Genomic DNA, 15,338 nt, shown 5'->3' with positions numbered 1-15,338 from the left:
TAGTTGGTGTTACTTTATATAGTCAGAAAATTGGAAAAGGTTACATGGGAGGTGAATTTTTTTATCCCTCCGCAATATGAATATAAAGTATAATGGATTAAAATGGGTCAGTCACAACCGCAACCATCTTGCCCACAAGATTTGGAAGCATTCTTTTTTCCTTTCAAAAGAGATTTGGGAAGGACAAACTTCCAGACTAAATAACCCACCGCCAAGGCCAAGGTTAGGTAAACAAGAATTTGCTGAAGATTTTCCATTAGTTAAGGATTTGAAAAGCGGTCAATGCTACAAGATACGCAAAAACACTCATAAAAAGGAGTTGTAATAAGGGCCATTTCCAAGTGTTGGTTTCTCTTTTAACAATGGCCAGGGTGCTCATACATTGCATGGCGAAGGCGTAAAATAGCATCAAAGAAATGCCCGATGCTAAATTGAAAAGTGGCTTTTTTCCAGAGGAATCCAGCTCAGCGGCCATTCTATTTTTAATGGTCTCTTCCTCATCACTACCTACGCTATAAATGGTGGCGAGGGTTCCCACAAAAACCTCTCTTGCGGCAAAAGAGGTCAACACGGCAATACCAATCTTCCAATCATAGCCTAATGGTTTAACTATGGGTTCGATGGCTTTACCGGCATAGCCAATATAGGAATGTTCCAGTTTATAACTGGCAATTTCCTGTACTCTGGCCCTTTCCTTTAAGATTGGAGTCATTATCTGAATGGAATCTTGTTTTGCTTCTTCCAAATAGACATCAAGATTGTTCTGAATGTAGTTTTTACTATATGGTGTGAGGCCTTCTTCTTCTATACGTTTGTTTACGATGGTTTCGGCATTTTGGAAATCCTCAGAAATACCATTCGATCCCAAAAACCATAAGACAATGGAAATGGCCAAAATGATTTTTCCTGCTCCAAAAACAAAGCTTTTGGTTTTTTCCAAAACTGTATAGGCCACATTTTTGAGCAAGGGCAATCGGTAAGTGGGCATTTCGGCCATAAACAAGGAGCGACTCTTTATTTTTAGGACCTTGTTCAAGACCATGGCAGAAAAAAGGGCCATGCCAAATCCAATAAGGTATAATAACATTAAAGTTAGAGCTTGATAGCTCAACCCAAGAAACCGACCTTCCGGAATTACAAGTGCTATTAGAATCAAATAGACAGGAAGTCTTGCGGAACAGGTGGTAAAGGGGGTCACTAAAATGGTAATGAGTCGCTCTTTCCAATTTTCAATGGTACGGGTGGCCATGACAGCCGGAATAGCACAGGCAGTTCCAGAGATGAGGGGCACAACACTCTTTCCGCTCAACCCGAAGGGGCGCATCAATCTATCCATTAAAAAGACCACTCGACTCATATAACCCGATTCTTCCAAAAGTGAAATAAAGAGGAACAAAAAGGCTATTTGGGGAATAAAAATGACAATGCCACCAATTCCGGCTAGGATTCCTTCGGCCAATAGGTCTGTAAAAACTCCAGGAGGCAAGGTGTTTTTGATCCATTCGCTGGCCATGGCAAAGTGTTCATCAATAAAATCCATAGGATAGGTACTCCAATCAAAAATGGCTTGGAAGATGGTCAGTAAAATCAAAAAGAAAATAGCATACCCAAAAATTTTGTGGGTGAGTATCTTGTCCAAGGTAGCTCGTAATCCTTTGGCCGCCTTAAAATCTACCTTGTAGGTTTCTTTGAGCGTGTTATTGATAAATTGATACCGGAGTACAGTCTCTCTATGCTGTAATTTTTTGAGTTCCGTTTTGGATTTTGTTGAAAAGGAAGTAGCATCTTCTATGCGTTTCTTTTCAATGGGCATAAAGTTGACATCTTGGGTAATGACCAGCCACAACTTGTACAGATCTTCGTTTGGAAATGCTTTTTGCAGACGATCAAAATACTCGGGAGAAATTCTGAAGGTGTCAACATTTGGTGATGTAGAGAGGGATTTGTAATCGGCTATAAGCTCTTTGATGCGTTGAATCCCATTATTCTTTCGTGTGCTTACCAAGGCAATTTTGGTGTCCAGCTTTTCTTCCATGGTCTTTACATCCAGGGAAATTCCTTTTCTGGACATCCGATCGGCCATATTGATGACCAAAATGGTGGGAATCCTTAAATCCTTGATCTGCGTGAAAAGCAATAGATTGCGTTTCAAGTTTTCCACATCGCTCACCACAACGGCCACATCGGGGTAGTCCTTGTCATTTTTATTGAGCAAAAGTTCTACCACCACACTTTCATCCAATGAAGTGGTGTTCAAACTATAAGTTCCCGGAAGATCTAGAATGTGGGCTTTTACGCCTCGGGGAAGTTTACAGATTCCCTCTTTTTTTTCTACGGTGATACCCGGGTAATTGCCAACCTTTTGCTTGAGGCCCGTAAGCGCATTAAAAACGGAGGTTTTTCCGGTATTGGGATTGCCGATCAGTGCAACATTAATGTTTTTGCTCATATGGCCTTGGGGTCTTCTTGAATGTCAATTTCAATCTGTTTGGCAAGGGACCGCCTAATGGCGATGTGGCTTCCATTTACATTGACATAAATAGGGTCTTTAAGGGGGGCAATCTGAACCAGCTCAATGGTGTTTCCGGGCAGACACCCCAGTTCCAACAACTTGATGGGAAGAACATTCTCAGAAAATTCTTTGATAATTCCTTTCTGCCCATGTCCCAAGTCTGCAACGGTAACCACAAATTTTTATTTAGATTGATTTTAAGTAAGGACAAAAGTAAAGAAAAAAGAACACATAGATCCTTTTAAATATCATAAAGCATTAGCTTATTTTAAGTAGCTGGCTTTAAGAATTTCAAGGTCTGTCAATAGTTTTTCAATTTCGTCTTTGTTGGTGCCGTCGTAAAACCCTCGAATCCTACGTTCTTTATCTACAAGGATAAAATTTTCGGTATGGATCATGTCGTACGGACCACCATCACCATCATTTTTTACGGCTAGGTACGATTTTCGAGCCAGCTCATAAATCTGTTTTTTATCCCCGGTGACCAAATTCCATTTACTATCAATAACACCTTTCTCCAAAGCATATTTTTTTAACTGTGGAACAGAATCAATAACCGGAGTGACAGAATGGGATAGCAACATTACATTTTCATCATCCAAAATAGAGTTTTGTATCTGTGCCATATTTTTGGTCATAATTGGACAAATGGTAGGGCAGGTGGTGAAGAAGAAATCTGCAACATAAATTTTATCCCGATAGTTTTCTTGCGAGATTTTTTGACCATTCTGGTTTGTCAACTCAAAATCTGCAATGGTGTGGTACTTCCTTTTATAATGCAAAGTGCTATCCACCAATGATTGATCAACCATGGAAGGCTGAAATACGGGAAGCATTTTTTTAGGCTGTAGCGCATTGTAAAAAAGGTAGACGATTACAAAGGATAGCCCTAAAAGAACTATTCCAAAGAACTTATATTTTGAGAAAAAAGATAACACGGATGCAAAATTACGGCCGGCGAAAGGATTCATCAACATAAAACCCAAGTTTTGGTGCTAAATCTTTCTTAAAACCTTGGTGTGCCTAAAACGCTGTTTTTTTATGAGGGGCTAAAAGTTTACTTTTGTGCGTTTTAACAGATCATTGCTAATGAGCCCCATTTTAATAAAGACCATACAATTCTTTCTTAGTTTATCCTTGTTGATTGTTCTTCATGAGCTTGGACACTTTATTCCTGCCAAAATTTTCAAGACAAGGGTAGAAAAATTCTATCTCTTTTTTGATGTTAAATTTTCCCTTTTTAAAAAGAAAATAGGAGAGACGGTTTATGGTATTGGATGGTTGCCCTTGGGAGGTTATGTCAAGATTTCGGGGATGATCGATGAGAGTATGGATACCGAGGCCATGAAAGAAGAACCAAAACCATGGGAGTTTCGAAGCAAACCGGCTTGGCAGCGGTTGATCATCATGCTTGGAGGTGTTACCGTCAACTTTGTATTGGCGGTCATCATCTATATTGGAATGGCTTACTCTTATGGAGACCAATACATTCCCATGGAAAGTTTACGAGATGGTGTATGGGTAACAGAAAAAGAAATAGGGGATAAGATCGGGATACAGACCGGAGACAAGATTATTGCCATTGATGGGAATAAAATAAAAAAGTTTAACAGCGTTTTTATTGAATTGATAAATGGGAATACCATAACCATTGAAAGGAATGGGCAGCAAATTGAAAAAGAAATCCCTGTGGATTTTATTTCTACCCTTTTGGAAGATGAGGAGAAAGTGAGGTTTTTAAGTTTTAGAATGCCTTTTGTGGTTAATAAGGTTACCAAGGGTTCCCATAACGAAGGCGCTGGCTTTAAAGAAAGTGATGAGTTTTTGACCATAAACGGGTCTGAAGCTATCTATAGAGATCAGGTGGCTGATATTTTGGAGGATAATAAAGGTAAGGACATCAGCATAACGGTAAAACGCGAGGATGGTACAACGGCAGATTTTATTGCCAAGGTCAATGATGAAGGAAAGTTGGGGATAGAGATTGGAGGGCTTACTATGGAGGACTTTGAGGAAAGAGGCTATTTTCAGATTAAGACCCAAAAGTATTCTTTTATGGAAGCCATACCTGCGGGTATAGATCAAGGAGTTACTACCTTATCCAGTTATGTGAAGCAACTTAAAAAGATATTTAATCCAGAAACTGGAGCCTATAAAGGAGTTGGTGGTTTTGCAGCAATTGGAAGTATGTTCCCGGACACGTGGGATTGGTCTGCATTTTGGTCTACTACGGCGTTAATATCCATTATCCTTGCTTTTATGAATATCCTTCCCATCCCTGCTTTGGACGGAGGTCATGTTATGTTTTTGTTGTATGAAATGGTAACAGGAAGGAAACCAAGCGATAAATTTTTGGAGTATGCGCAAATGGTAGGCTTCTTTCTTTTAATAGGACTTTTATTGTTTGCCAATGGCAATGATTTATATAAATGGCTTTTTAAATAGAAAAGCACTTTTTTTGTTTGGGGTGTTATAAAGAAACTGCTATATTTGCACCCGCTTAGGATAAAAAATTCCTCCTTAGCTCAGTTGGTTAGAGCATCTGACTGTTAATCAGAGGGTCCTTGGTTCGAGCCCAAGAGGGGGAGCAGAAACAGCAAGGCTTCAGAGAAATTCATACTCTGGAGCCTTTTTTTATTTGCACGCAGATTGAGAAAAATTTTATTTGGAGTCAAACTTTAACATTTCAGTCTAAATTTTTCCAGAATTATTTACGATTTGTCCCAAATACTTACCTTTAAACTTTGCGCATGGATCCTGTTTCGATTTTATAGTGTTCGGTAAGATAAGCGTAATATAAAATCGAAATAGGGCGCACCTACTTTATTCCCAGAGCAGTTATTCTATTTCAAAACTATGTTTGTCCCACACTTTTCAAACCGCATCAAAGAACATCAAATAAAATTTGAGAAAAATGATTACACAAATAATCACAATTAGTAGTAAATAATATTTTTTACAGCAAAAAGTTCCAATGTTTACTGCACCTCCCAAGGTTTTTACAGTAAAAACTTTTCTTCTCCAAATTCTATATTTTCATAATGCACTGAAAATCAAACAGCTAAAAATCGTAACATCGCGTTAGCGTGTTACCCTCTTGCTTTACATTCCTCGTCCTGCTGGCAGGACAAAAAATGTAAACACTAAGTACCCTTAGACTCAATCATATTTTACCAAAACACTCCAAATTTCATTGATTCATAAAATCAAAAGAAAATCAGATTATTAGAAATAAAATATAAATCTGTTTAGAATTAATTGAAATCAAAATGCTATAAGAAACTGAATACGAATATCGAACTGTCCCATAAAAGGTGAATTAACGAGAATACTAAAAAAGACCGGAAATGGAACTTCTTAATCAAAAGTTCCTGCCAATAGTAAAAGTGTCTTTTAAAATGGCGGTTAAAAGAAACAACCTCTTTCTCCAGAGTATTTAACCATTAGAAATTCTACGATTGTTACCCCTTCAAACTACCCTGAATTAATAGCATGGACAAATGAAAAAAAGAATCCTTTACACCACGTTAGCGAACCGGGAATAAAGGATTCTAGGCAATCAACCAAATCAAAGAGAAACGCGTTGGTCAAAGTTAATTTGTATTTCCTGCTTTGACCGTGAATTTCACATAGGTCATGTACAACATTCTGAAATTTGAACCCAAAACAATTCCTAGGAACGAAATTTAGCCGGGGTACAACCTTCAAATTTTTTAAAAGCGGCATAAAAAGTAGCCTTGGTATGAAAGCCTACTTCCATGCCAACGCCCTCAATGGAGAGATGGTTGGATTTTTTATCCAACAATAATTCTTTGGCCTTATACACTCTGAATTTATTTATAAAACTGTTAAAATTCATCCCTACTTGTTTGTTTAAGGAGTAAGAAATTCGTTTAGGATGGATGTTCGTCTCTTCCGCTAAATCAATGATAGTGAGATTGGATTTTAAGAAACTCTCATTTCTTTTGATATTAAGGGTTACCACGTTTATAACTTCCTTCATTTCCTCGGCTGTCATAAAAGGTGCTCTTGCTTTTTCAACCACAGGCAATTCTAAAGGAGGATTCGAAATTTCTATGGTCCTATTTTCACTTTCAACACTATGATAGCTCTCTATTTTATCAGGGAAAAACAAGTAAAGCGATACGATATTCTCTTGTGTGATTCCTTTAAAGGACACCCAATAAATTAGTATAACATTTACAAGGGTTACGAAAAAGTAAAGCGTATGATTATCTATAAAAAGATGAATTAAGAATAGTATCTGAAAAAAGATACTTCCGAATACAAATAGCTTCGACCAATTCAAGTTTTTGTGCACGGTCTCCGAAAATTGGTTATCCACTTCTTTTTGATGAAGCATTATCCATCGAATGGTCAATACCCCGATAAAAATGGAATAGGAAAGGCCAAACACAAAATACACCAATGCGAAAGAAGATTCCTTAAGTTGGAGTTTGGTGGCTATCGGTAAAAAGAAAATGATCAACCCTCCAATTGTTTCAACTACACCTGGAACCAATGTCCAATAACTGAGTTTCTTTCCATTGAACACCGATATTTTTTGGATATAGATATAAAACAGTGGATATGCCAAAAAATGGAAATGAATGGGAGGCAGTTCGAATATCGGGTATAGCAACAATACTCCCATATCCTCCAATACATTGGGAATGGGCTCCAACGAAAATAATAGTATAAACAGTCCTAAAAACAGTGTGGGCTTGTTCTTTTTGGAATGCATGAATAACAACATAATCCCGAAGAGCAACCCTTGAACAACTCCCAGAATATCTATTATGCTTATTATGTTATATGAAATTTCCATAAAGAACTACAAGCTGTAATTGCAAGAACAATTTCAGATTGCAAATTTAAATTTATAGATGCCGTTTTTAATCATTAATCAATTTTTTTAGAAGACAAATATTCTCCTGCTTAATGGGTTCAAGTATCTTCTTGCCATATTTAGTATGGAAGCGATGCCTGCTAAGAAATTGGATATTCGTGATACTCCAGACTTGGTCGGAGTAGTCCAATTGTAAAAAATTAAACCATTCTCTTCTCAATAATTCACACTTAACAAAATACTGTTTGCTCCCCAAATGGAACAGGTCCGCATCACAAAGGATATTTTCGTAAATGTTTCTTGGATTTTGGGGGATTTGAGTTGCATAAATACTATTGCATACCATAGTGATTTTATCATTCGGATACTTTTGCTTGGTCAGAAATGAAAACGCTTCATGGGCACTATGACCTTCGTGCCCCATGAATGTGATTGTATTTCCCACATCATGGAACAGGGCGGCCAATAATACGGGCTCAAGTTCATCCATATCCAGTTTTTCATGCATACCAATTTTCAGAACATTTTCATAAACCTCCATGGTGTGCATCACATTGTGAAACGGCAATTCACTACAACGACTTTGGGTCAACAGTTGGACACAATGTTTCTTCGCCAATCCCAAAATATCTTTCACTCTGCCAGGATTTTGACCATGAGTGAATACTCTTCAAAGGAAATTTTTCCACTGAATATTTTGATTGATGATGCTATCAATTTATTGGCCATATCCTTTTCAAAACCGATTCCTATGGCATACTTCCGAATCAAATGCATCTCGGGCTCGTCAATTTCATAGTCGGCATAAATCATGCAAAACAGTTCGTAGATATATTCAAAACGTTCCTTTATGGTTGTAACAATAGGTAAGGGATAGCTTGATACGTCTTTGAGTATTTCTTCATATTGCTCTTTGCTGATATCAAGTTTTCTGGAAAACGTATTCAACATTTTTTGTTCCTCCAAGTTCAGTTCACCATCTATTAACGCCATATTGGCAATGGCAGCGAAATGCAATACATTTCGCTTTTGGGTTCCTGATTCATATAATTGTGAAAATGACATTTTATTGATTTTTAAAGTTTGTTATTTCTCCTAATGGAGCGTGTTATTTGTTACCAACGAAAATTCAGAAATGTATCTGCTTCTGATAAGAGTTCATTTTCCGTTCTATGGTTATGGGTCGCTATATGACCCACGATTTTTTCGGTCAAATGTTTACAGTGTTTGTCCATATAGGCTTCCAGATTTTCTCCTTCATTGGCACTACCTTTTCCATGCGAGGCTATTAAAAGGAAATCGAAACCAGCTACTTCTTTTACTATTTTCTTGAAAAACTGATGGTCGTCCGTTTTCTTTTTACCGGCTATATGGTTTTTAATCTTTCCAAGTGTTTCCCAATCATCAGTATGCTTATGTTTTTTTGAGCTATCTGTATTAAAATCATCTTTCCTCTGATAAATGATAGCATCATTATGGTCTAACTTTAGCAGGCCTATTTTTTTATCTTTTACGTCTTTTATAAACATGACATTGTATTTTAATTACTATTTCCAACCACCACCCAGGGCACGGAATATGGCCACTCTGGCTTTTAATTGTTCTTTCCTGGTCTCTACCAATTCAATTTTTGATTCCAGGGCATCTCGCTGTGTCAACAATACCTCCATATAATCTGCGCGCGCCGATTGGAACAGTTTGTTGGATATTTCTATGGATTTGGTCAGTGCGTTAACCTGCTGATTTTTATACTCGTAGTTCTTCTTTAGGTTTTCAATATTGGAAAGCCCATTGACAACTTCCAAATAGGCGTTTAAAATCGTTTTCTCATACTCAAAAACTGCCTGGAGCTGTCTGGCATTGGCACTGTTGTACTCAGCTTTAATGGCATTCCTATTGATGAGAGGCCCCACTACATCCCCTGCCAAACTATAGAGCAAAGATTCTGGGGTCGATGTCAGGAACTTAGGTTTAAAAGCTTCCAAACCCACACCCGCCTTAAGACCGAAGGAAGGGTAAAAATTGGCCCTCGCTACTTTGACATTCAGTTTGGCAGCTCCCAACTCGAACTCCGCTCTTCTAATATCTGGGCGATTTCTGAGCAACTGAGCTGGAATTCCTGCCGATAGTGCGTCAACAACACTTTCCATAAAATTTCCTGAGGTACGGTCAATTTGGGAAGGTTGCCTACCCAACAGGAAATTGATTCTGTTTTCTGTTTCAATAATCTGCTGTTTAATCTCATACTTTCCACTTCTATTTTTCAACACTTCCGCTTCAAACCGTTTTACGGCCAACTCTGTAGCCCTAGCTGCCTGTTTTTGGAGCCTTACAATATGTAAAGCATTTTGCTGAATTTCCAGGTTCTGTTCAATGATGGCCAATTGATTGTCCAAGGCTACCAATTCATAATAAGCGTCGGCTATTTCAGCAACCAGATTGGTGACCATAAAGTTCTTGCCTTCAACGGTAGCCAAATAATCCATGACAGCTGCCTTTTTGGAATTACGGAGCTTTTTCCAAACATCAAGTTCCCAAGAGGCTGTCAATCCTAATGTGTAATTGGACAAAGGTTCTGGGAATGCTTCACTTTCACGAACAGATAGGTTTTTTTCAACTGCTCCCTTTCGGGTAAATTCTCCCACCTTCTCAACTTCGGTGCTTGCACCATAATTTAGAAATGGCAGATACTCTCCCTTTCGTGCTTTTATTTCATTTTTGGCCACCGCCATTTGTTGCAGGAAAATGTTCAACTCCTGGTTATTGACCAAAGCAGTATCTATGAGTGCCGTAAGATGTACATCGGAAAAGAAATCCTTCCAGTTTACCAAAGCACTGTTCACCGTGTCGATTGATTGTCCTTGATACTGTTCGGGTACCGTTGTATTTGCTTCCCTCACTTTTAAGGTGGAAACGCACGAGCATGCCAGCATTACCAAAAGCAAAAGCAGTATGTTTTGTATTCTATGTTTAAACATGGTCTTTTATTTATTTTTTGTTCTTGAAGTCAATTTTGACAACAACTGTCTTAACTGACTCTTGGTTTTAATGGCTTCTTCCGAGGCTCTTACAAACTCTTCGGAAACAGGTTCATCAGTCTCATTTTTGATGAGTCCACGACCGTCCGCCATCTTTCCAAAAATGTAGTAGAGGCCTGGGATTATAAGGACACCGATTAAGGTTCCTATGAGCATGCCGCCCATAGCGGAACCCCCAATGGTTCGGTTTCCAATGGCTCCTGCACCAGTGGCAATGACCAACGGAATCAATCCTGCGATAAAGGCAAATGAGGTCATCAAAATAGGACGAAAACGCATTTTGGCACCTTCTATGGCCGCATCCAGAATACTGGCTCCCTCACGACGTTTTTGCACTGCAAATTCCACAATAAGCACCGCGTTCTTACCTAGAAGTCCTACGAGCATTATCAGTCCAATCTGTGCATACACATCATTGGCCAGTCCCATAAGTTTGAGCAACAAAAAGGAGCCGAATATTCCAACGGGCAATGAAAGTATGACCGCCAGTGGCAACAAGAAACTCTCGTACTGTGCAGCCAGGACCAGATAGACAAATATCAGTACTACGGCAAAGATGTAGATGGATTCATTTCCCCTACTTGCTTCGTCGTAGGACAGCCCTTCCCAGGCGATATCATATCCCCGTGGCAAGCTTTGTTCCGCTACTTCCCGAATCGCTTTAATGGCATCACCACTGGTATATCCTGGTGCTGGCAATCCTCTTATAGCAGCAGAATTATATAGGTTATATCGTGTAATTTCATTAGGCCCCAATCGTTTTTCAAGGGTCATAAACGAGGAATACGGCACCATTTCCCCAATCTCATTTTTCACAAAGAGTTTTTCCAAATCGGACGGTAACCTTCTGTATTTGGGTGCCGCCTGGGTATACACCTTAAAGAACCGTCCAAATCGGATAAATCCTTGTTCGTAGGTACTTCCGATAAGGATGTTCAGGTTTTCCATGGCCTTACCAATGGAAACCCCTTTTTGCATCGCTGCCTTATTATTGATGACCAATTCATATTGTGGATAATTTGCAGCAAAAAAGGTAAAGAGCCCTGTTAGCTCCTTGCGTTCGCGTAGGGCGTCCATGAAGGCATTGTTGATTTTTTCAAACTCATGATAATCCGTACCATCGGTTTTATCCAATAGGCGCATGGAGAATCCACCAGAAGACCCAAAGCCGGGCACGGCGGGGGGCTCGAAGTATTCGATGACCGCGCCCAGGTCTTTGGTTTCCTCTTCCAGTTCTTCCATGATTTCATGAACCGATTTTTCACGTTCCGACCAAGGTTTTAAATTGATTAAACAGGTACCTGCATTGGAGCCACGTCCCTCTGTCATGATTTCATATCCTGCAAGGGAAGAAACGGATTCTACCCCTTCCATTTCTTCACATAATGACTGAAGATTTCTTGCAACTTCATTGGTGCGCTCCAATGTGGCACCCGGAGGAGTCTGTATGATTGCGTAAATGGTTCCCTGGTCTTCGTTAGGAATAAATCCTGCGGGCAATGACTTGTTAGTAAAGAATATCCCTGCACAGAATGCCGAAAGGATTCCAAAGGTGAGCACTCTTCGGTTCACGATGAGTTTTAGGAAATTCACATATCTGCCCGTAAGTTTTTCAAATCTTGTATTGAACCAGTCAATGAATCGATTGATAGGGGATTTCTTTCTAGGCTGTCCATGATTGTTCTTCAATATCATGGCACATAGCACAGGAGTAAGCGTCAATGCCACCACAGCGGAAATGATGATAGAACCCGCCATCGTGATAGAAAACTGTCTGTAGAATACACCAACAGGACCCGTCATAAAGGAAATAGGAACAAAAACCGATACCATCACCAGAGTTATGGCAATGATAGCACCACCAATTTCGCTGATAACATTTTTTACGGCCTTATAGGGACCGAGATGTTCCTCTTCCATTTTGGCATGCACCGCTTCTACTACAACTATGGCATCATCTACCACGATACCTATGGCCAATACTAGTGCGAACAACGTAATCAGGTTAATGGAAAGCCCAAATAGTTGCATCACGAAAAAAGCTCCAATCAAAGAAACAGGTACGGCAATAATCGGGATGAGGGTTGACCGCCAATCCCCTAAAAACAAGAACACCACAATTGCCACAAGAATAAAAGCATCTCGAAGGGTGTGCATCACCTGTTCTATAGATGCATCGAGGAAATTGGATACGTCATAACTGATTTTATAATCGACTCCTGGTGGAAGGTATTCTTCAAGCTCTTTCAGCTTGTCTTTTACGGTATCGATAACATCACTGGCATTACTTCCAAAGGTTTGTTTCAAAACAATGGATGCCGATGGTTTTCCATCCAGGTTGGAATAGATGTCGAAAAACTCACTTCCCAGTTCTACTTCAGCAATATCTTTCAGTTTAAGGATTTCACCTTCTTCATTGGCTTTGATGATAATATCCTTGTACTGGTCTGCTTCATTAAAGCGTCCTTCGTAGGTCAACACATACTCTAGGGATTGTGCTTGCTTACCTGAACTTCTCCCCAGTCTTCCTGGTCGAGCAATAATGCTTTGCTCATTCATGGCTTCCAGTACTTCTTCTGCAGAGATGTTATAAGCCCGCATTCTATCTGGTTTCAGCCATACCCGCATGGCATACTTACGACTACCCAAAATTTTGGCGCTTGCTATACCATTGATACGTTGTAGTTCTGGAACAATTTTCGTGTAGGCGTAGTTATAGAGAAACTTTTCGTCATTCTTCTTGGCATCACTGTACAGGTTCACATACATCAGCATACTAGGCTGTACAGGTGTAATGATGACCCCTTCTCGTTGTACCAAAGGCGGTAACAAAGGCATAACCTGATCAACTCGGGTCTTTACCCGAACCACGGCCTGATTAGGGTCTGTGCCAGGTTCAAAAATGATACGCAACGTTCCTTCGCCCGCACTGGTGGCATCCGAAGCAATGTAACGCATGCCCTGTACGCCGTTAATGGAGGTTTCCAATGGAATCAAGGTCGATTTTACCAATACATCGGCACTGGCTCCAGGATAGGCAATAAAGATGTTTACCGTTGTAGGTGCAATTTGGGGAAACTGCGATGTAGGCAATTTGTTGATGGACAGTAATCCTGTAAAAACAATGATTACAGAGATTACTATGGCCAATACTGGCCGTTTTATAAACTTACTGAACATTTCTTTTGGAATTTTAAGGTTGGATTATTCTGCGTAGAGTTCCAAGTTTGAAATGGCTTCCTCCGGAGCTAGAAAATCATAGGCAATATGTTCACCTTCTTTTACCAGTCGGATGCCTTCCAAAAGCACTTTGTCTTTTTCGGAAAGTCCGTTTTCTACCACGAACAAATGTGGTAGTTCCGCTCCAATCGTAATTTCTCTTTGGCGAATGATATTGTCCTTGTCCAGAACAAATACAAATTTCTTGTCCAGTACCTCAAAGGTGGTTTTTTGTGGTATTATCAAAGCATCTGTAAGTGGCACCTTCATAAGAATACTACCTGTTTCGCCATGTCTCAGTATGCCATCAGGGTTTGGGAATGTAGCCCTAAAGGCAATGTTTCCCGTTTCATTGTTGAACTCTCCCTCGATGGTTTCGACTACTCCTTTGTGATTGAATTCTCGGTTATTGGCCATTAACAGACCTACTACAGTTTTGTCATCTTTATGACCATTCGTGATATAGTCCAGGTACTCAGCTTCAGGAACATTGAAATACACCCACATCTTACTATTATCTGATAAAGTGGTCAGTAGTTCGCCTTCATCCAGAAGGCTTCCTTCCCGTACATGCAAATGGTCCATAATACCATCAAAAGGTGCTTTTATATTGGTAAACCCAAGATGTGTCTTGGCCATGGTCACTTCGGCATTGGCTTTTTCATACTTGGCCTTGGACATGGCCAGTTCATTCGGTGACACTACCTTACTTTCTGCCAAAAGTTTAGTGTTTTTAAGCTCTATAGCTGCAACATCAGCTTCCGCTTCGGCACTTTGCAATTCTGCTTGGTATACATTGGGCATTATTTTAAACATGGGCTGCCCTTTTTTTACAAATTGCCCTTCATCCACGGAAATCTTTTGTAGGTATCCTTTCTCAAGGGCTCTTAGTTCTATATGCCTTATGGAATGGATTTGACTGACATAGTCTTTGGTAATGATAGTGTCCATTTTTATTGGACTGGTCACTAAATGTTTGACCTCTTCTTTGCGTTCTTTTTTGTGATTCTTGCAACTGCCGAAACTAACAAGTATAAGTAATAATGTAATGCTAGAAATTCTCTTCATTGTTTTGATTGTATTTGACAAATTGGATTTTAAAAACTGGTATATTGAAGACTTAACTGTTGGCTGATACAGTAAGTTTTATAAGCTTGAAAATTGAACATCGAAAGACCATACCCCTTAGGAAGGGAACAACAGCTTTGATGCGCAAAAAAGTGGGGATTAGCACGCTATTTTCAGGCGGCAATAGGTAATGTAACTTGGGAGTTTGCTTGTATTGGGGACAGTGGAATCACTCCCAACACTTAGTCTTGCAGGAATGTCTATATGGGCTATTTTAGCGAACTCCTGAACTAGAGCTTCACTTCCGAACCCTCCACCGTCTTCGATAGTGATATCATCAACAACGGGTGTTATTACTTCAACGTAAATTTCTTCTTCAACCTCTGAAGTAATGCATTCCAAAGGTTGTGCCCTGAGAACCTCTCCTGAAGTAAGAGGCACTAAAAGCAATGAGAAAATTAATATGAGAAACTTAAGTTTCATTAAACTATGTTGACATATTTTAAACGAGGGCAAAAGTATTCTGGAATCACTTTAAGATACAAGAAGTTAGTGATTGGGAGAGTTTAAATTTCGGAAATTTGAACTCAATAGCGTTTTTATGAACCGATTTTAACCTTCACCTGTGAAATTCTATTCTTGTGTGGACGGT

13 protein-coding genes and 1 tRNA gene are annotated in these 15,338 nt (G+C 39.5%); 2 read left to right on the top strand and 12 right to left on the bottom strand.

Annotation, left to right across the window (positions count from 1 at the left end; translation table 11 throughout):
• Nucleotides 1–107: 107 nt before the first annotated feature.
• From ACOQO1_RS12665 to ACOQO1_RS12650, 4 genes are all read right to left on the bottom strand, one after another.
• Entirely contained in the window at nucleotides 108–257 is a 150-nt protein-coding gene (locus tag ACOQO1_RS12665; RefSeq protein ID WP_420603247.1) for a hypothetical protein, read from the bottom strand.
• Entirely contained in the window at nucleotides 257–2,449 is a 2,193-nt protein-coding gene (gene feoB / locus ACOQO1_RS12660) for a ferrous iron transport protein B (RefSeq protein ID WP_420603246.1), read from the bottom strand. Before feoB ends, ACOQO1_RS12665 begins: the two co-directional genes overlap by 1 nt.
• Nucleotides 2,446–2,688 carry a FeoA family protein gene (locus ACOQO1_RS12655; protein ID WP_420603245.1) on the bottom strand — a complete coding sequence of 81 codons (243 nt, stop codon included), beginning with the start codon at nucleotides 2,686–2,688 and terminating at the stop codon, nucleotides 2,446–2,448. Before ACOQO1_RS12655 ends, feoB begins: the two co-directional genes overlap by 4 nt.
• A gap of 87 nt (nucleotides 2,689–2,775) precedes the next feature.
• Complete coding sequence (locus tag ACOQO1_RS12650; protein ID WP_420604332.1) at nucleotides 2,776–3,450, bottom strand: SCO family protein; 675 nt, start codon at nucleotides 3,448–3,450, stop codon at nucleotides 2,776–2,778.
• A gap of 151 nt (nucleotides 3,451–3,601) precedes the next feature.
• Here ACOQO1_RS12650 and rseP point away from each other — a divergent pair, with 151 nt between their 5' ends.
• Nucleotides 3,602–4,957, top strand: a complete 1,356-nt coding sequence (gene rseP / locus ACOQO1_RS12645; RefSeq protein ID WP_420603244.1) for an RIP metalloprotease RseP — start codon at nucleotides 3,602–3,604, stop codon at nucleotides 4,955–4,957.
• 69 nt (nucleotides 4,958–5,026) lie between these two features.
• Nucleotides 5,027–5,100 (top strand) — tRNA-Asn (locus ACOQO1_RS12640).
• A gap of 1,085 nt (nucleotides 5,101–6,185) precedes the next feature.
• Here the strand turns inward: ACOQO1_RS12640 and ACOQO1_RS12635 are convergent.
• The 8 genes from ACOQO1_RS12635 to ACOQO1_RS12600 form a co-directional block, all read right to left on the bottom strand.
• The gene (locus ACOQO1_RS12635; protein WP_420603243.1) at nucleotides 6,186–7,340 is read right to left on the bottom strand and encodes a helix-turn-helix domain-containing protein; all 1,155 of its coding nucleotides are present in this window, start codon (nucleotides 7,338–7,340) and stop codon (nucleotides 6,186–6,188) included.
• 67 nt (nucleotides 7,341–7,407) lie between these two features.
• Complete coding sequence (locus ACOQO1_RS12630; protein WP_420603242.1) at nucleotides 7,408–7,998, bottom strand: HD domain-containing protein; 591 nt, start codon at nucleotides 7,996–7,998, stop codon at nucleotides 7,408–7,410.
• On the bottom strand, nucleotides 7,995–8,426 hold the full coding sequence (locus ACOQO1_RS12625) for a TerB family tellurite resistance protein (protein ID WP_420603241.1): 432 nt from the start codon (nucleotides 8,424–8,426) through the stop codon (nucleotides 7,995–7,997). The genes ACOQO1_RS12630 and ACOQO1_RS12625 overlap by 4 nt, the downstream gene beginning before the upstream one ends.
• 50 nt (nucleotides 8,427–8,476) lie before the next feature.
• On the bottom strand, nucleotides 8,477–8,890 hold the full coding sequence (locus ACOQO1_RS12620) for a hypothetical protein (protein WP_420603240.1): 414 nt from the start codon (nucleotides 8,888–8,890) through the stop codon (nucleotides 8,477–8,479).
• Nucleotides 8,891–8,908: 18 nt separating this feature from the next.
• Complete coding sequence (locus ACOQO1_RS12615; RefSeq protein ID WP_420603239.1) at nucleotides 8,909–10,339, bottom strand: TolC family protein; 1,431 nt, start codon at nucleotides 10,337–10,339, stop codon at nucleotides 8,909–8,911.
• A 6-nt stretch (nucleotides 10,340–10,345) separates the two neighbouring features.
• On the bottom strand, nucleotides 10,346–13,579 hold the full coding sequence (locus ACOQO1_RS12610) for an efflux RND transporter permease subunit (protein WP_420603238.1): 3,234 nt from the start codon (nucleotides 13,577–13,579) through the stop codon (nucleotides 10,346–10,348).
• A gap of 24 nt (nucleotides 13,580–13,603) precedes the next feature.
• Nucleotides 13,604–14,686, bottom strand: coding sequence for an efflux RND transporter periplasmic adaptor subunit (locus tag ACOQO1_RS12605; protein ID WP_420603237.1), 1,083 nt, complete (start codon nucleotides 14,684–14,686; stop codon nucleotides 13,604–13,606).
• Between the two features lie 159 nt (nucleotides 14,687–14,845).
• On the bottom strand, nucleotides 14,846–15,169 hold the full coding sequence (locus ACOQO1_RS12600) for a hypothetical protein (protein WP_420603236.1): 324 nt from the start codon (nucleotides 15,167–15,169) through the stop codon (nucleotides 14,846–14,848).
• Between the last annotated feature and the right edge of the window lie 169 nt (nucleotides 15,170–15,338).

The sequence above is a fragment of the Flagellimonas sp. genome, from assembly GCF_965222555.1.
Lineage (GTDB): Bacteria > Bacteroidota > Bacteroidia > Flavobacteriales > Flavobacteriaceae > Flagellimonas.
Note: the sequence above shows the minus strand (reverse complement) of the source record. Positions and strands in the feature narration are given on the sequence as shown.